The organism is Streptomyces sp. CNH189 (assembly GCF_000527195.1).
Genome location: NZ_AZUS01000025.1, coordinates 68,797 through 86,640 on the forward strand (window position 1 = coordinate 68,797; position 17,844 = coordinate 86,640).

Annotated in this window: 11 protein-coding genes and 1 pseudogene; 4 read left to right on the forward strand and 8 right to left on the reverse strand. The window is 67.1% G+C overall.

Going from position 1 to position 17,844, the window contains the following annotated elements; all coding sequences use genetic code 11:
- The first annotated feature begins 638 nt into the window (after positions 1-638).
- Positions 639-4,136: a S8 family serine peptidase gene (locus tag B100_RS0128810; RefSeq protein WP_486585725.1), complete on the forward strand. Its 3,498-nt coding sequence runs from the start codon at positions 639-641 to the stop codon at positions 4,134-4,136.
- A gap of 745 nt (positions 4,137-4,881) precedes the next feature.
- Here B100_RS0128810 and B100_RS0128815 read toward each other — a convergent pair.
- Together B100_RS0128815 and B100_RS0128820 are read right to left on the reverse strand one after the other, a co-directional pair.
- Positions 4,882-5,319 (reverse strand): nuclear transport factor 2 family protein, encoded by a 438-nt coding sequence (locus B100_RS0128815; protein WP_024887866.1) that lies wholly within the window; start codon positions 5,317-5,319, stop codon positions 4,882-4,884.
- Positions 5,320-5,473: 154 nt separating this feature from the next.
- Positions 5,474-6,679, reverse strand: coding sequence for an acyl-CoA dehydrogenase family protein (locus B100_RS0128820; RefSeq protein ID WP_024887867.1), 1,206 nt, complete (start codon positions 6,677-6,679; stop codon positions 5,474-5,476).
- A gap of 129 nt (positions 6,680-6,808) precedes the next feature.
- Between B100_RS0128820 and B100_RS35975 the strand changes: the two genes are divergently transcribed.
- A protein-coding gene (locus B100_RS35975; protein ID WP_486585729.1) for an IS5 family transposase occupies positions 6,809-7,617 on the forward strand; the annotation gives its coding sequence in 2 pieces (ribosomal slippage) (positions 6,809-7,124 and positions 7,124-7,617; 810 coding nt in all).
- Here the strand turns inward: B100_RS35975 and B100_RS35980 are convergent.
- The 5 genes and pseudogenes from B100_RS35980 to B100_RS35985 all read right to left on the reverse strand — a co-directional run.
- Positions 7,614-8,090 carry an SRPBCC family protein gene (locus B100_RS35980; protein WP_486585726.1) on the reverse strand — a complete coding sequence of 159 codons (477 nt, stop codon included), beginning with the start codon at positions 8,088-8,090 and terminating at the stop codon, positions 7,614-7,616. The genes B100_RS35975 and B100_RS35980 overlap by 4 nt on opposite strands.
- 285 nt (positions 8,091-8,375) lie before the next feature.
- On the reverse strand, positions 8,376-9,476 hold the full coding sequence (locus tag B100_RS0128835) for a Gfo/Idh/MocA family protein (protein ID WP_024887870.1): 1,101 nt from the start codon (positions 9,474-9,476) through the stop codon (positions 8,376-8,378).
- A 54-nt stretch (positions 9,477-9,530) separates the two neighbouring features.
- Positions 9,531-10,127 carry a nuclear transport factor 2 family protein gene (locus tag B100_RS0128840; RefSeq protein ID WP_078541227.1) on the reverse strand — a complete coding sequence of 199 codons (597 nt, stop codon included), beginning with the start codon at positions 10,125-10,127 and terminating at the stop codon, positions 9,531-9,533.
- Positions 10,128-10,859: 732 nt separating this feature from the next.
- Complete coding sequence (locus B100_RS0128845) at positions 10,860-11,375, reverse strand: zinc-binding dehydrogenase (protein ID WP_486585727.1); 516 nt, start codon at positions 11,373-11,375, stop codon at positions 10,860-10,862.
- Positions 11,376-11,428: 53 nt separating this feature from the next.
- A pseudogene (locus B100_RS35985) lies at positions 11,429-11,807 on the reverse strand (transposase); the annotation flags it as partial.
- A gap of 146 nt (positions 11,808-11,953) precedes the next feature.
- Between B100_RS35985 and B100_RS0128855 the strand changes: the two are divergent.
- The gene (locus tag B100_RS0128855) at positions 11,954-12,535 is read left to right on the forward strand and encodes a TetR/AcrR family transcriptional regulator (RefSeq protein ID WP_024887873.1); all 582 of its coding nucleotides are present in this window, start codon (positions 11,954-11,956) and stop codon (positions 12,533-12,535) included.
- A gap of 652 nt (positions 12,536-13,187) precedes the next feature.
- Positions 13,188-14,672: an MFS transporter gene (locus tag B100_RS0128860; RefSeq protein WP_024887874.1), complete on the forward strand. Its 1,485-nt coding sequence runs from the start codon at positions 13,188-13,190 to the stop codon at positions 14,670-14,672.
- A 427-nt stretch (positions 14,673-15,099) separates the two neighbouring features.
- Here B100_RS0128860 and B100_RS0128865 read toward each other — a convergent pair whose 3' ends face one another.
- Positions 15,100-17,478: a SpoIIE family protein phosphatase gene (locus B100_RS0128865; protein WP_051490090.1), complete on the reverse strand. Its 2,379-nt coding sequence runs from the start codon at positions 17,476-17,478 to the stop codon at positions 15,100-15,102.
- Between the last annotated feature and the right edge of the window lie 366 nt (positions 17,479-17,844).

Consider the following 17,844-nt stretch of genomic DNA (forward strand, 5'->3'; position numbering starts at 1 on the left):
GCGTCCGCGGGCTCGTCGGTGGACGGATACAGGGCAGGCCGGTGTGAACGTCGAAGCACGGAGCGATATGACGGCCCATCGGATCTGTTGTGTCGCGCACATGCGACAGCCGTCTGCAGACGTTGGCACGGGAGTAACGGGCGAAGATGCTTCACCTTGGCCCGTCGCCCCGCTCAGGCACGGCACACAGGATCGGTCGGGTGGGTGGCTTGTTTCCCCTTCCATCGCCCACCTTGCCCAAGATGCCGGTCTTCGTGCCCTTTTACTGCCTGTCTGCTTGGTGACTTGGCACAGATGCGTCAAAGCAGGGCCTTTACAGTGACGCGAACGGATGACTGACTGCGAACATCTTCCGCACAACTTGTACAGAGGTCCCTTTGCTTATGTCTCCGTCCCGCGGACGCGGGTTGACTGCCGCTGCCGCGGCCACCCTGGTGGTGCTGACGACCACCAGCTCAGCCGCTTCTGCCGCTACCGCTCAGTCGCCTCCCCCTCCCACCGTAGTGGGCGTCGAGCGTACGGACGTACGCACCGTCACGCTGATCACCGGCGACAAGATCACGGTGACCTCAAGGGGCGACAAGCACGCCGTCACGTCGGTGACCGACGCTCATGGCAGGTCCCATGGCGTGCGGGTCATGACAGTAGGTGCCGACACGTACGTGTACCCTGACGCGGCTCTGCCGTACATCGCGTCCGGAGCGCTGGACGAGAGGTTGTTCAACGTCTCGGAGTTGCTCGCGGACGGCTACGACGACGCCCACACCGACCAGTTGCCCCTGATTGTCACCTACACCGACGCGGCGGCCCGGTCCCGCACCGCGAAGACCCCGCAGGGGGCACGCAAGTTGCTGACGCTCAGCAGCATTCGGGGCGCGGCGATATCGGCGGATCATGCGGAGACAGCGACCTTCTGGTCCTCCCTGACCGGTGCCGACGCCCACCGTGACGGTACCGCGCCATCAGGGGGACGGTTCGCCGGCGGTATCGCCAGGGTGTGGCTGGACGGCAAGGTGAAGGCCACGCTGTCCGACACCGTCGCGCAGATCGGCGCACCCGAAGTGTGGGCGGGCGGAGACACCGGACAGGGCGTGGACGTGGCCGTGCTGGACACCGGTATCGACGTCGCGCACCCCGACTTCGCCGGCCGTATCGCGGCGGCGGAGAGCTTCGTGCCGGATCAGGGCGTCACCGACCGGCACGGCCACGGCACGCACGTCGCCTCCACCGTCGCCGGGACGGGTGCGGCATCGGGCGGTGTGGAGAAGGGCGTCGCTCCCGGCGCGGCACTGCACATCGGCAAGGTCCTGGACAACGACGGCAGCGGCCAGAATTCCTGGATCCTGGCCGGCATGGAGTGGGCCGCCCGCGACCAGCACGCCAAGGTCGTCAGCATGAGCCTGGGTGGCGAGCCCACCGACGGCACCGACCCGCTCAGCGAGGCCGTGAACCGGCTGAGCGAGGAGACCGGGGCGCTGTTCGTCATCGCGGCGGGCAACTCCGGTCCGGAGCCGTACAGCGTGGGCGCGCCCGGCGCGGCGGACGCCGCGCTGACTGTCGGCGCGGTCAACGGCCCGGGCAAGGGAGTGGACCAACTGGCGTCCTTCTCCAGCCGCGGCCCGCGCGTCGGTGACAACGCCGTCAAGCCCGATCTGACCGCCCCGGGTGTGAACATCCTGGCAGCGCGTTCGCAGTTCGCCCCGGAGGGCGAGGGCGCCTACCAGACGATGAGCGGCACCTCGATGGCCACTCCGCACGTTGCCGGTGCCGCGGCCCTGCTCGCCGCGAAGCACCCGGACTGGACCGGGGAGCAGCTGAAGAACGCTCTGGTCAGCACCACGTCGGGCACCCGGCGGTACAGTCCCTTCGAGGCTGGCAGCGGTCGGCTGGACATCGCGGCAGCCGCGAAGACCACCCTGGTGGCTTCCGGGAACGCGTACGCGCAGGCGCACTACCCGTACACACCCGGCCAGACGGTCCGCAAGGACGTCACGTACACGAACACCGGTGCCCAGCCGGTCACCGTGGACCTGAGTCTGGTCGGAGACAACCTGCCGGAGGGGCTGTTCACCGTCTCCGACTCCCCGGTGACCGTCCCCGCGCACGGCACCGCCACAGTGGGCGTCATCACCCATCTCGACGCGGCCCAGGACGAGGGCGCCTACACCAGCTTGCTCACCGCCAGCGGCGCCGACGGAACGGTCCTCACCCGCACGACGGTCGGCGTCAACAAGGAGGGACAGCGGGTCAAGCTGTCCGTCACAGCGAAGGACCGGCACGGCGCTCCCCTGCCTGGCACACTCGTCCTCAAGGACGTCAAACGGGACACCGAGCCCAAGATCTACGAGGTCGACGCCTCAGGCAGCCTCACCTTGCGCCTGCCCCCGAGCACCTACTCGGCGTGGATGAACTCCGATGTGCCCGGAATCGACGGCACGCACACACTGGGCTTCGCCATGTTCTCCGCGCCGCAGATCGACCTCGAAGCCGAGCGCACCGTCCACTTCAATGCTGCGGCGCTACGCAAGGCGGCCGCCCTCACCCCGCAGAGGACCGCCAACCAGTTCATGCGGGTGGACCAGTACCGGAGCAACAGCGGCTTGGCCCCCTTCATGGACAGCTACTTGCCCGACACCTGGCGGTACGACAGCCTCTGGGTGTCCCCGGCCCCGAAGGTGACGGAGGGCTCGTACTCCTTCGCGACCCGCTGGCGGCAGATCCAGCCGCCACTGTCGTTCTCCTCAGGCGCGCAGACCTATGACGACGTCGTTGTGCAGAGCCAGTCCCCCGCCCTAACCGAAGGCACGGGCGTGTACCGGGCCGTCTGGGCCGGAAACGGATCGGCAGCGGACTTCCGCAAGGTGACGGTACGCGGCCAGGTGGCGGTCGTCCGGGTCAACGACACCGTCTCCCCCTCGGAACAGGCTCAAGCCGCGGCCAAGGCCGGCGCCCGGCAACTGTTGATCCTCAACAATGGGTTCGGCAAGTTCGACCCCTGGGCCTGGACCGAGCTGCCCGCCGCTCCCCTGCCGGTGGCCTCGCTCGGCACCGACGACGCCACACGACTGCTGAACCGGCTCGGCAAGAGCGGCACCACGACACTGAAGGTCGTCTCGCACCCGCATCCGCGCTACCTGTACGACCTGGTCCGCCGGCACGACGGCTCCGTCCCCCGAAATCCGTCCTACCGCCCCGGGCCCGCTGAACTGGCCCGTATCGACGAGTCGTTCCGCGACACCAAGCAGGGTGAGGCACACCAGGTCCGCGCCGACGTGTTCGCCGTCGCGGATACCCCCATGCTCAGCAACGCCACCCCGGTCGCGAGGCAGGGAACACTGACCTCATGGGTCACAGCCGGCCCCGACGTCCGCTGGGTCTCCGACGCGACCACGGCCGACCTCGGCCAGCGGAGCGCCGTGCGCTCCTACAAGCCGCGCGGTAGCACGAGCGAGAACTGGTTCTCACCCATCCAGCGTCCGAGGGCCGTCAACGACGGCATCAGGTTGCGGGCCCCCTTCCGCACCGGCGACATCATCAGCACGTCCGTCTTGCCGGCCTGGGGAGACTCCGGCGCTCACGCGGGCGTCGTTTGGGCCGCCGGGGACACCTCGAAAACCTCGCTGTACCAGGGCGACCGGCTCCTCGGCGAGGACGTCAACGAGCACATCGTCACCGTCGACGGCGTGGCACCTGAGCCGTTGCCCTACCGCCTTGTGCTCGAGGGCCGACGGAATCTGCCTGATCGGCCGTACTCGACCCGCACGCGCACCGAGTGGGACTTCACTTCCGGCACCACGGACTTCACGGTTCTCACGCCTCTGCCACTGGTGCAGCTCGACTACGTGGTGCCCACCGACCTGTCCGGAAAGGCACACCGGCGAACCGGGCTGACGGTCAATCCCTCGCACCTGGAGGGAGCCGTGGGCGCGGGAGCGATCCGTACGGTGACGCTGGAGATCTCTTATGACGACGGTGTCACGTGGCGCAAGACGACACTGCGGCAATCGGACGGCGGCTGGAAGGCACAACTCGACGGCCCGCACCAGGCTCGTTTCGCGAGTCTGCGTACCACTGCGCGTGACACGAAGGGAAACAGCGTGAGTCAGACGGTGGTTCGCGCCTTCGGGTTGAAGTAGCGGTTCGAAGTGCGGTGGTGGGTCGCCGGCAGTGGCGACTCACCACCAGCCGCGTACTCACCGCCTGCAAGTGTGCGAGACGGGCACACGGCCCCTCGCCGACCGGTGCCCCGGCCGTCCCTGAAGCAGGGTCCGGCGTTCGCGATCGCGCCGCGTCCCTCTCACCGAGCAGCCGGTAAGGATCGGGTACGCGAGGCTGCCACAGGGCCGTGCCGTCCGGGATCGGACGTCGACTGCGGTCGTCGCATCGAACGCGGCATCCGCGGGGCCTGACAGGGGCAGCGCCCAACTCCAGTCGGCGGACGCGATGATAAGTGCCCTTGGGGATCTCCAGCGGATCACCCGCCCACGTCCGCCAACCGCCGATCTCCCGTCCGGTGTACCAGGTTGAACCGGTCGACCGCGAGCATGGCACCCGAAGCGCTGATCCGCGTCCGCCGCTTACGGGTTGGGCGGGGGTGAGCGGATGAGTGCACATGCTCCGCGATGGCGGGACGTGGCGACCACCCGAAGCGCACCAACGAAAGCCGGCGCCGCCGGGGCGCTGCGGCCGTGCACCGTCCAGGACACCGGACGGTGCGTCTGCCGGGCGGTGAGTACGACGGGAAAGCTACGCCCGCCGGCCCCCGGGCCTCTCGCCAGCCCACCATGAAGATTCCGGCGGGTGTCCCAGGTCGCCGCGCAGGTCACGCGGTCGCGCACCGTGCTCCGGTCCCGACTGCCGTGCCGCAGTGGTGTCCAGCCGTCAGTCGTTGGGGAAGCCGCCCTCAAGGGGGTCGAGCCGCAGACGCTGGAGGTCCATCCGGTGGATCAGCCAGTGGTCGTTCACCTTGCGGTATTCCTCCCTGTAGTGTCCCCAGCCGTGGATGCCTTTGGGCGCCTCGCCGGGGCTACAAGGGAAGGTCACTATGTCTTCCATGCCCCAGATTCCACGGGCGGTGTGGGTGCCAGTGATCTCGATCTCCGGCATGCTCACGCTGTGCACGCTCGTCGAATCGGCCAGCCACTCCCGGGCGAGGGAGACGAACTCGTCGGCGGAGTGATCGTCGCCCCCGAGGGTGGAGCGAGCAGCGTCGGTAAACAGGGCCCGCAGACCCTCCCAGTTGCGCGTGTCGACGAAGCGGCAGTAGCGCGCCTTGAGCTTCTTGATCTCCTCGATGTCTGACAGCGTCTGTTCGGACATGGCATTCTCCGTCGGTGTTCTGATGTGTGGGCTCAGCAGAGCGGGATGTGTCAACTCGATCGCCGCCCCTGACCCCGACATTCACGGTGGTCTTGGCTAGAATGCGGCCAGCCTCGGTTCAGATGAGGTTTGTTGAGGCCGACCGGTTGCGACGTCACACCATGAGGCTCACTCGCTCGTTCACACCGAGCAATGTCTTGCCGTAGACCTCCAGGCCGACGGCGGGGATCAGCCCGGCATGTCGTGCTGCGGTGTTGGCGTCGCGCCAAATGCGCTGCAGAATGTTTGTCTCGGCAAAGGCGGAGGCCCCGTGTGCGTCCAGCAGGACGGCTATGGCTTCGACTATCTGCCGAGCCGCGTAGCCCGCTTGGGCCCTCAGGTGGGCGCGCGCTGGGTAGTCCAGCGGACCGGCTGCGGCGGCCTGGTCGACCTGCGAAGTCGCCTGGTGTGTGTGCAGCCGGGCTGTCTCGATCTTCATCGCGGCCTCGGCCACCTGCATCTGGATGCCCACCGAGTCCGATTGCCGGCCGTGGACGGTGAACGACAGCGACTTGGAGTCGGCAGCGTGCACCACCACGTCCAGAGCCGCTTTGCCCAGTCCGAGCAACGGGCCGAGCAGGCACAGCAGCAACATGGGGCCGAAGGAGGCGCCGTACAGGACCTCCTCGCGGGCTGTACGCGGGTAGAGCCCCTCCGAAGCTGCCGGAACCGACAGGACTCGGTGCTCTGGGACGAACACGAATTGACCATAAAGGGTGTTACTCGCGGTGCCCCGCATCCCGGCCGTGCGCCAGGTGTCCTCCATGACCAGTTCCGACGCGGGAATCAGCACCAGAGCCTGATCCGCGACCGCGCCGTTCTCGTCCTTCAGCAGTGCACCAACGGCCGCCCAAGTTGCATAAGGCGCACCGGAGTTGTATGTCCAGCGTCCGGTGACCCGCCAGCCGCCCGGCACCCGCTCCCCGATACCTGTCGGCGCCGCCACACCGGTGACCCGCGCATCGGGGTCGGCACCGAACACATCCTCCTGCGCTTGGTCTGGAAAGAGGCAAGCCAGCCAATTCGTCACAGAGATGATCATCGCAACCCAAGCCGCCGAGCCATCGGCTTCGCCAAGCACCTCCGACACCGCGGTCAGAGTGCGCAGGTCTGCCTCCTGGCCGCCATACCGCTTCGGGGTCAGCAATCGGAAGATGCCTGCGTCGGACAGTGCCCGAATGACTTCGGCCGGTACAGCGCGATCGTCGTCACCACGCGCGGCGTGCTCCCGCAGCAGCGGCTGCAAAGCGGCCGCTGCTGCGACCAACTCGGCCCTTGGGCCAGCCTCGGCCGGCACGCCAGGCACACCGTTCGTGGACATGGGACCATGCATGCTCGTCTTCTCCGTTGTGCCATAGAGCTCGTAACACGATCTTGTTGAGCGGTCCTGGTCGGCCGTGACCGGTGTGACGATTCGGCCGTTCGGGATGGTGTGACAACCCGACCATGGATCGTGGACGACGACTTGTGGACGCTGATCGAGCCGTTGCTGCCGCCTTGGCCCGAGCGGTCGCCGGGGCCGCGGCCGGTGCCGGACCGGCTGTGCCTCCAGGGCGTTCTGTACGTGCTGCACAACGACATTGCCTGGCAACTGCTGCCGCTGGAACTCGGGTTCGGCTCCGGGCAGACGTGCTGGCGGCGGTTGGACCGCTGGCAGAAGGCCGGGGTCTTCGACCAGTTGCACCGGATCCTGCTCGCCGAACTGAACGCGGCCGGCGAGCTGGACTGGTCGAGGGCATGCGTAGACGGCTCCCACGTCCGTGCGAAAAAGGGGGCGCCGACACCGGTCCGTCACCGGTCGACCGGCGGAAGACGGGCAGCAAGCACCACTTGATCTGCGACGGACGCGGCACCCCGCTCAAGGTCATCACCACCGCGGCCAACGTCAACGACGTTACCCAGACGCTCGCCCTGGTCGACGGAGTCCCGCCCGTCGCCGGCCGTCCCGGCCGACCCCGGCGGCGCCCCGACGCCCTGCTCGGCGACAAGGGTTACGACTCCAACCCCAACCGCCGCGAACTGCGCAAGCGCCGGATCCTGCCCGTCATCTCCCGCAAGGGCGCCCCGAACATCCAGGGCTTGGGCAAGCTCCGCTACGTCGTCGAGCAGACTTTCGCCCTCCTCCACCAGTTCAAACGCCTCGCCGTCCGCTGGGAACGCCGCACCGAACTACACGACGCCTTCATCTCCCTGGCCTGCTGCCTCATCTGCTGGAGACGGCTCAAGAAGATCGAATCCCGACTTGTCCTGAAGTTCTAGGCGTTACGAATCACGATCGAGTTGGCGTACGACGCGAGATCGTGGACCCAAACCTGCAGACGCCGTGTCCTGAATCTGTGCGCGAGGGGAAGGGTGTGTCGGTAGGTCGCTGACCAGGTGATGTTGGTGCCGCCTTGGGAGGCTCCGGCCAGGTCCACAGACCCTCGATGAGATGCGAACAGCCCTGCGCTCTGGTCGTAGCTGAACCGCTGGTCAGGAACCATCTCTACGACGCGCTCGCGGCAGCACGTACGTCCAGTGCTGGAACGGATGGTGCGCAGGTCACCCACACGTGCCGGTCGGTCGACTCCTGCAGGCACATCCCACTCGACGTCAGCGTAGGGGGACCACAACGGCCAGCATTCTGCATCCAGGAGCGCCGCGTAGACGATGGCGGCAGACGCCGATGAGTATGAAGAAGCAGTAACAGCGAGGGACGTCACCCCATCAAGGGTAGACCGCGTCTCAACCATGATCGTGTTACGAGCTCATAGGACGTGTGATTGATACAGACGGTGGCAACGGACGACCGCGATGCGGCCGTGTCGTCTAGCGGCCTGCAGGCTTTTGGCCGAAGCTGTGACCGGACATCCGCGGCGATAGATGCCGTTCCTTGCTGCCTGTTTCCTGGCGCACGCGATCTCGGCTCCAGTGCACAGGCAGCTTAGGCCTGAGGGCTATTCAGTATCGCCCGCTCGTTCCATAATAACCGTAGATCAACGGCACACACTGCGTCCTGCGGTGTACCGTTCAGCCTCCTAGCCGAGGGTCCGCGCAGTCCTCTGCCTGGATGCATCAGCGATGGCGTCCAGGAGCTGGTGACGGGTGTAGGCGTAAGCGAAGTCGGGAACGGTGCGGGTACCCTCGCGCAGGTCCTGTCCCAGGTGGGTGTACATCGCGGCCACATTCCTGGCAGGGCCGACAAGTCCTTCAGGGATGGCTGCCGAGTACTCGGCGGGCACTTCGAGCGGGGACACAGTCGCATCGTCGCCGAAGCCGGCCTGGAGGGTGAGGTCGGTCACCTGGATGTTGCCCCAAGGGGCGGTCAGGACGATGTCACCGTCCGTGCCGTTGATCTCCCAGCGGAAGTTGTCGCCACGCGAAGCACCACCGCGGTAGAAGATCGAAGCTGCGGCGCCGTTTTCGAGAGTTCCGAGCACAGAGATCTGGTCCGGGGCGGTCACCGGGATGACGGTGTTGCCGTCGTCGGTCACAGTCACCTCCGTGCGGCCGCGTACCAGATTGGCCGACAGGTGCTGGAACTCCCCGAGGGTGACGTTGAGGGCGTCGATGGCGTGCAGAGCGGCGCCGGACAGGGGGGTCGCGCCCTGGCCGTCGTCGAACCAGTACGTGTGCGCCTTGGTGGTCTGCCCGTTCCACACCATGCCGGACCCGACCAAGGTGGTGCCGATGACCCGGCCGATCCGGCCGTCCTCGATCAGGCGCCGTACGTAGCGCAGCTCGGGGTGGTAGCGCCCTTGGAGGCCGATGACGGTGCGTACACCGGCGGCCTGTGCGCGCCGGGTCAGCTCGGTGGCCTCGGCGAGGTTGAGGGCCAGCGGCCACTCGGAGTAGACGGTCTTCCCGGCGTCGATCGCCGCGGAGACCAGCTCCCGGTGGTGCGGGACCTTTACTGCTACGACGACGACGTCAACTCCCGTGTGGGCCAGCAGCCCGGCGTGGTTGTCGAAAGCCGCATCGACACCGAACTCCTGCGCGGCCGCGTCCGCCGACTCGCGCCGCGAGGTGCTGACGGCCCGCAGCTCGAAGTCAGGCAGGGCCTGCAGAGCGGGAATGTGGCTGATGGAGGCCCAGCCACCTGGGCTGCCGCCGATGATTCCGACACCGATGGTGCTCATGTATTCACTCCTGTGTGAGTGGCCCTGCGCGGGCCGAGGGATTGCGGTCGAGGACTACTTCTGCGCGGCGGGCGGCGTCCAGTTGGGGACGGTGTCCACGCGGAACCGGGACAGCTCGGTGCTGGAGATGTACCAGCGGCCGTTGATCCGCTGATAGGTGTCGTGGTACTCACCGTAGCCGTGGAACCCGTTCTTGTAGCTGGATCCGGGCGGGAAGCTCACGTAGTCCTCCATCGCCCAGGTCGCCGTGGCACGGTTTCCGTGCACCTGGATCTCGGGCAGGAAGCCCTGGTGAGCGGTGGGGGCGTCACCCAGGAGTGCCGCCGTCTTCTCGGCGAGCTCCTTGCCACTGCTGTACTTCGCGCCCACGTCGATGGTGGGATGGGCGGTGAACAGGGCGGCCAGCTTGGACCACTGCTTGGTGTCGAGGTAGCGGAAGTAGCGCGCCTTGACCTGACGGATGTCCTCGATGTCAGCCAGTCGCTGCACCGTAGCCGCGTCGCTGGCCGCGGCGGTACGGGGCGCGGGCTCCGGCTGGGAAGCCCAGGCCGTCGCGCCCGCGCCCCCTCCGACCAGCAGTGCGGCTGCTGCGGCCGCGCCGACCGTACGTGAGCGCCACGCTGAGGACCTGCGGGATTCGTGCGTGTTCATGCCGATTACCTTTCGCCTCCGCCTGCCACATGGGCGACGGTCACTGACTTCGGGGGTCCTGAGTGACCCGCCTGGCACCCGTCCGAGGGGAGCGCCGCGCTTTCGGCCTGCCGCCGATCAAGCGCTGTTACTTCAGTGAACCCTATGTGGAACAGAATGGCAAGAAAAGAAGAAGTTATCTGTATCGCTCGTTCTGGAGAGGTGGCGATCCGGCCCATGAGGCGCGACACCGCGCCCGCGAGGGCGGCAGTGCGGGCAGCCCGCGGCAGGCTGAGGAAGTCTTGGCGACGGCCGCTGGTCGCCGGACTGGCGGTGCATCGCCGCCCGTCACGCCGCAGAAGCACACCCGGGGGCGGCCACTACGCTCGGCCTTCGGACTGCGGGGCCGTCCAGGCCCGCCCCGAGACGGTGCGGACAACAACGGGTGGGAAGCTGCCGGAGGCGCAGTGTGCCGCCGGCAGCCCTGCAGAAGCGCGACCCACCGTCTCCGATGTTCCGCTCTGCTGCTTCTGTGTGCCTCGACAGCGTTGCCCGGCCGGCCACTGTGTTCCTTTGTGTACACCCAGGTGGGTCCTCAGCGTGTCCGGTCTCCGTGCGCGGCTCAGAGACCGGACAGCATCCATAAGGTGGTGCAGGGGTGGAGCGCAAAGCGGAGGATGCAGTGTCGTTCCCCGTCCCCCGGCAGCTCTTCTGCGTTCAGCAGGAGCCACTGCCGATGGCAGGTGTAGAGAGTCAGAACTCCAGGACGAGGCGTCCGCGGACGCCGCCAGCCTCCATCAGACGGAGGGCCTCGGCTGCCTGTTCGGGAGGGAAGGTGCGAGCCACGCGAAGAATGAGTCCTCCAGCTTCGACCTGATCGCGCAGCCGGTCGAGCCGGCTGCGGTCACCCAGGTAGTCCGGGACGAAGGCCATGCGCAGGCGCAGATGCCGCCGCTGCATCTCGTCAGGGCTGAGAGCCCGGTTTCCTTCGCCGAGGAGGGTGACGATGACGCCGCCGTCATGGACGGCCGAGGCCACCGCCGCCGAACCGATGGCCGCAGCTCGATCAGCCCTGTCGCCGGTGGCCGCTAGCGTCTGCCCGGACGAGAGTCCGGCAAGGTCGACGGCGAGCCGCGCGGTCAACCCGTTCATAGGCAAGGTGGCCGCCTCGGCATGCGACGGCTCTCGAGGCGCCCGGGCGACGTGCTCCGCAGGCAGGACGACGTACTGTGCGTAGGCGCCGCCCAAGGGACCGGTCGGGTCAGCCATCGCCATCACCCGGTCCCCCACCCGCAGGCCGCCGGTCTCCGTGTCGCATGGGTGCCCTGACCGGAGCCGTGTTCGGTGCCGCGGCGGGCAATCAGTGGCTTCACGCCGAGGTCCAGACCAAGCGGCGGTACTTGTCGTGGTCGTAACCACGGTCCGCGAGGACCACGTCCGGGCGACGCCGAGGCCGACCGCGCTTGCCCCACACTGGCGGTACCGCTTGAAGCAGCGGGATCAGCTGGGTGACGTCGTTGCGGTTGCCGCCGGTCAGGGTGGCGGCGAGCGGGATCCCGGTGGCGTCGGTGATCAGGCGCGGATGTGGGAGCCGTCGACGGCGGCCCGGGAGAAGTCCAGGGCGTTCGCGCTGCGGAGCTTGGCGAGGAGGACCTCGTGCAGCCGGGACCACACGCCGGCCTCTTCGCGCCACCGGAGCCTGCCTCAGCTGCCGACATCTTCGACCTGGTATGCAATGCAACGCACGTGTCGGCCGAGGAGTTCACCGCCAGCCAGCCAAATCACTGGGGCGGCCATCGCAGCAAAAATTATTTGGCGATCGTTCCTCATAGAGGTACCTTGGGTGCATGGCACGCACTCGCGAGTTCGACACCGAAGCCGCCGTCAGCGCGGCGATGGAGGCGTTCCGGAGCACCGGATACGGCGGCACGTCCGTGCGGGATCTGGCCGAGGCCATGGAGATCGGCAGCGGCTCACTCTATGCGGCCTTCGGCAACAAGGAAGGCCTCTACCTGGCGGCGCTGGACTTGTACCGGCGGCGCTACGCGACGCCGTTCATCGAGATGCTGCGCGCCGGCGGTGACGCTCGGGAGACGGTTCGTGCTGCTTTCGAAGCGGTGATCGACGAGATCACCCGTGGCCCCGGTCAGGCGTCCTGCCTGATCGTCGGCGCAGCCATGGAGCGAGCACACAGCGATACCCAGGTGGCCGAGCGGCTGCGCATGACGACACAACTGCTTGAACTCACACTTTTCGAAGTGATCACCGAGGCACAGGGGCGCGGCGAGATAGCGGCCGACCGAAGCGCTGCGGATCTTGCCGGTTTCCTCGTCATGACCTTCCAGGGATTGCGGGTGATGGGGGCCATCAACGCCGATCGCGGCGCGTTGACGCGGGCCGCGGAGGTCGCCCTGCACTGCCTTGGTTGAGCATGTGGCGTCGTGGCCGTCGGCCCGGGAGCGCGGCGCCGGGCCTTGTCAGGTTCTACTGCCCGTTAATTTTAACGATCGTTCGACAATGAAAAGGTGAGAGGTGAAGAAGCACTCTGCCGGCAGTCTCGTCGTGAGGCTGGTCGAGATCGCCCCGTTACCTCAACCAGCACGACTGGCGCCTCCTCGAAGAGCGATATGTGTATGTGTTCGGCCCCACCATGGTCGGTTCGCACATGATCGGATGCGGGGAGGAGTCCACCACCGTGTCGGCCCTCCACCACCACTTCCACTTCTCGCTGGAGACTGACGGCCGCCGAGGACAATGTCGTCCTCGCTTGGACCGGCAACGAACCGTTCCTGCTCCGCGGCCGGCCGGGAGCACTGCGATCGCGGTCGACGAATGACATCGGTGCGCAACGCACTGACCGCCGATCAGCTCCGCATCATGACCGTGATAATCCCGCCTTGCTGCCAGGCTCGCACGACATCCCGGGCCGGCAGCGCACATCTGTGACGTCCCCCATGCCGTGCCCGACGCATCGTCTGATGGCCGCCGGCACATGGACGTTGCCCGGGCCCCTGCGGATCCGCCGGCGCAGGGCGACAGGGGATTCCGGTCGACCAACGACACCGCAAAGGAATGCACATCATGTCCCACGACGTCGACAAGCCCGTCCCCCGGCGCTGGTTGGCCCTGCTGTTCATCGCCATCGCCCAGTTGATGGTCTTCCTGGACGGGGCAATCATGAACATCGCCCTGCCGTCCGCTCAACATGATCTCCACTTCACCGACGGCGGCCGCCAATGGGTCATTACCGCATACGGCTTGGCCTTCGGAGGACTGCTCATTCTCGGCGGACGCCTGGGCGACCTCTGGGGGCGCAAGAGGGTGTTCGTGATCGGACTGGTCGGCTTCGCCCTGGCCTCGGCCATCGGCGGTGCCGCGCAGAACCTGCCCACGCTCCTGACTGCCCGTGCCCTTCAGGGCGTTTTCGGCGCGCTCCTCGCCCCTGCCGCTCTGGCGCTGATCTCGCTGGCCTTCACCGACGCCAGGGAGCGCGCCAAGGCCTTCGGTATCTATGGTGCCATCGCCACCGCAGGCGGCGCCCTGGGCCTGTTGCTCGGAGGGATATTCACCGAGTACACCGACTGGCGCTGGGGGTTCTATATCAATCTGCCCATCGCGGCCATCGGCATCATCGGTGTGCTGACGGTCGTGCGTGATCCGGGTGCGCACGCGAGCCGCGGTCGGCTGGATGTGCCGGGGGCCATGCTGGCCAGTGGCGGCGCCGTCGCCCTGGTGTTCGGCTTCGCCAAGGCGGAGAGCAACGGATGGGGTGCGGGCGTGACCGTCAGCATGTTCGTCCTGTCCGCTCTCCTGCTGGCGGCCTTCGTCCTGCTTGAGGCAAAGGTGACATCGCCGCTGCTGCCGCTGCGCGTCCTCACCGAACGGAACCGTGCAGGCGCCTACCTCTCTCTAGCCCTGTCAGTCGTTTCCATGTTCGGCATGTTCCTCTTCCTCAGCTACTACTTCCAGTTGGTGAAGGGCTACTCACCGGTGCAGAGCGGAGCGGCTTTCATACCGATGGCCGCCGCGCAGGCCATCGGATCCACACAGATCGGCGCCCGCCTCTCCCACCGGGTCCGCCCCGGCGTGCTGATGGGCGCCGGCTACACCGTGTCGGGTATCGGTGTGCTGATGCTCGCACTGCTTGACGTCGATTCCTCGTTCGGGTACATCGCAGTGGCCGAAATCGTCGTGGGTGCCGGTATCGGCACGGCGTTCATGCCCGCCTTCAGCCTGGGTACCCATGGTGTCGAACTCCGCGACGTCGGAGTCGCCTCCGCCATGACCAACACGTCGCAGCAGATAGGCGGCTCCATCGGCACCGCGCTGCTCAACACCATCGCCGCGAGCGCCACGACCGGATACGTCGCCTCCCATCAGGGTGCTGCCTCCCTCACCGGTCTGTCACTGGTGCACGGCTACTCCGTTGCCTACTGGTGGGCTACCGGATTCCTTGCCGCAGCGGCACTGGTTGCCTTCCTTGCCATCAACGCCGGCAAACCGAAGCGCGAGCCGGTCATAGCGGCCCAAAGCGCCGACACCCCGGAGCCTCAAGCCGCCGAGTGACCGGCGCGGAGCCGACCGACGCGGTGACGACTTCGTCCGCTGTCGAGTGATCGCTGGCCTGGCGGGTCGGCTGGTGGTTGACCATCAGCCGACCCGCCGGGCAAGCCCGATGCTCGGCTTACGGGCGCACCGGTCGCCGGGCGGCGTCTCGACCACCGGGTCCTCAGCCTCGACTGCATCCGGCGGCCGAGATCGACCTGACCGGCATCCGTGTCCTCGACCTGGTAGTCGGCGAGGCCGACAACGGCGGCTGACGACCGCCAACTGGGCTGGTCCCGAACGCCTCCTGCACCGAACCGATTTACAGTCCCGCTGTCGGAAGCAGTCAGCAGGATCACCGGGCGGCAAACGTGAGGCGGGCCGCCGGTTGGACAGGGGTGGTGGGGGGACCCTGCCCTGTGCGCTGTAGCGCTTCCTCGGCACTCGCTCAATGAAGACCGTCGTCTTGCGGCTCAAGGAGTTGCTCCGCATAGATCGTTTTGCCGGTGGTGCTGTAGCGGGTGCCCCACCGGTGCGAGAGCTGCGCCACGAGGAAGAGTCCGCGTCCCCCTTCGTCGGTGACGGCGGCACGGCGGATGTGTGGAGAGGTGCTGCTGGCGTCGCTCACCTCACACGTCAGTGCACGATCGTGAATCAACCGCAGTTCAATCGGCTCCCGCCCATAGCGAATGCTGTTGGTGACGAGTTCACTGACGATGAGCTCGGTACTGAAGGCCAGGTGCGCAAGACCCCACGAATCGAGTTGTCTGAGCACAAGCGAGCGGGTGGTCGCCACTGTGCTGCCGTCGTGCGGTATGTCCCAGGTCGCAACGTGCCTGGGGTCGAGCCATCGCGTTCGGGCGAACAGCAGTGCCAAGCCGTCTTCGGCGCTCAGGTGAGGTGCAAGGACATCGGCGACCGTACTGCTGGACGCGTCGAAGGGACGGCTCCCGTCGGCAAGGAGCAAACGGAGCCGGTCGGCCAGCGCATCGTCCGCATTCCAGGCTTGGAGCAGTCCCTCGGTGTAAAGCGCCAGAGTGCTGCCTTCCACGAGGTCGAGTTCCAGTGATTCGAAGACGGGCTCACCCAGGCCGAGCGGACCGTGGGTCGGCACGCTGGGGAACCATACCTGCCCGGTCGGCTCGGCGATGATTGGCGGTGGGTGGCCGGCGCTCGCCATGACGCAATGCCGGGAAACGGGGTCGTACAACGCGTACAGGCACGTTGCACCGACCAGTGACTCTGCGAAGGCTGTGGATCCGGCGCTGTGCTCTCGTTCGGCGAGGCGCGGAACCATGCCGTCCAACCCGGCCAGTAGTTCTTCAGGGCTCAGGTCCAACTGGGCCAACGTGCGAACCGTCGCGCATATTTGTCCCACGGACGCGGCCGCTCGGAAGCCCGCCCCCGGTACGCCGCCGACGACGAGGGCGACGCGGGAGCCGGCTAGCGGAATCACGTCGAACCATTCGCCGCTCATACCGGCGCTCCTCAGCGCGGGCTGGTAATGGTGGGAGACTTGCACGGCACTCTGGTCCGGAACGAGACGGGGCAACATGCTCTCGTGAAGCGTGACCAGGGCGCTGTGCTCCCCGCTGAAGCAGCGGGCCTTTTCGATGTTGAGAGCGGCGTGGGCGGCGACCTCTCCGGTGAAGACGACATCCTCGGGTCGGAAGGGGCGCTCGCCCTCCGCTCGATACAGCTGCACCAAGCCCAGGGAAACGCCCCGGGCACGCAGCGGGGCGACGATCAAGGAATGTGCGCCGGACTGAAGCAGGGTGCGGAGCGGAGAATCACGCATCCATCCGACTTGTGGGTCGAGGACCTCGATGAGCCTCACTTGACCGTCAGTGAACGTCTGGCACTGTGGCGCGTCAGTGGGGAAATGCTGTCTGTCGCCCAACTGCTGTACGGCGTCAACGAGTGCGGGCCGGTAGGCCTTACGGACGGTGCGTTGCAGGGAGATGCCATCGGTGCCGTGATGCCGGGGTTCTTCGCCTCGTACGACACCCTCGAGTAGATCAATCACGACGATGTCGGCGAAGCAGGGGACGAGGAGGTCGGCCAGCTCTTCTGCGGTACGCGTCACGTCCAACGTGGTGCCGACACAGGCGATGGCCTTCCTGAGGAAGGCGGATTGCTCACTGGTGTAGCGGCTGGTCACCCCGGTGAACACATCAGCCACTCCCATAAGACGGCCATCCGGCAGGGTGAGAGGGATGGTGAGTGCGTCGCCGGGGCCGCCGCCACCGGAGTCAGTGGACGATATTCCCTGACCAGAGGCGTTCCACACCGGCAGACCAGTGTCGATCACCTTGCGCAGCCGGCCTTCGACGGCTGTGGTGTCCGCATCGGGGAGTGCTTCGGCGATGCGCCGGCCGACAGCCTGCGCTTCAGAAATCCCGTACAAATGAGCAAGAGCATCGTTGATACGCAGGAAGCGCAACTGAGTGTCGTAAACGGCTATGCCGATCGGTGAGTGGGTGAACACCGCGTCCAGAAGGGCCTGGTCCTCCTCGTCGGCCAGGAGCCGCGTGGGCAAGACCAGAACAAGGGTGCCTTCTCCGTCCGGACCGGGGGCGGTGAAGAGGACGACATCAAGGCTGCTATCGCCGCGTCCGGGCTGGTGGACGGCGGTCGCGCGACGGCAGGAGGTGCTGTCTGTTGCACCGGGAGCGGCTGGCTCATCCGGGACGGGTGAGAACAAACGTGGCCACACCTCCGAAGCGGGCCGGCCGACGACCTCCGTTTCGCTGTACCCGAGCAGGCGACCTGCCTCATCGCTCCACGCGGTGATCGTGCCGTTACCGTCCAGCAGGAAGGTCGCCATCTTGTGAGCGTTGTTGTCCCCAGCGGGCCGACGCGCGAGGGAAGCTTCCGATGGAATGCCCATCCCCAAGACCTCGTCCAGTGCGAGCGCAGCTACATCTCACGATACGTGACATACGAGATGCCGACGAGTTTGCTCAGCTAGCGGCCTCGGGCAGGCTCCGCGGTCGGCCTTTGCGGACCGGGTCCGCGCCCTCACCATGCCGGCAGCCCGTGCTGCCTGCGGGCGGCACAACGGACCGCATCGTCCGCACTGTCACTCCAGCTGATCAGCCGTCCCCACGGTGCGGGCAGGCAGTCCCAGGCGCACCAGTGTCCCGACGCCTGGGACACATGTCTCCAGGCTTCCGGCATGCACGGCCATACC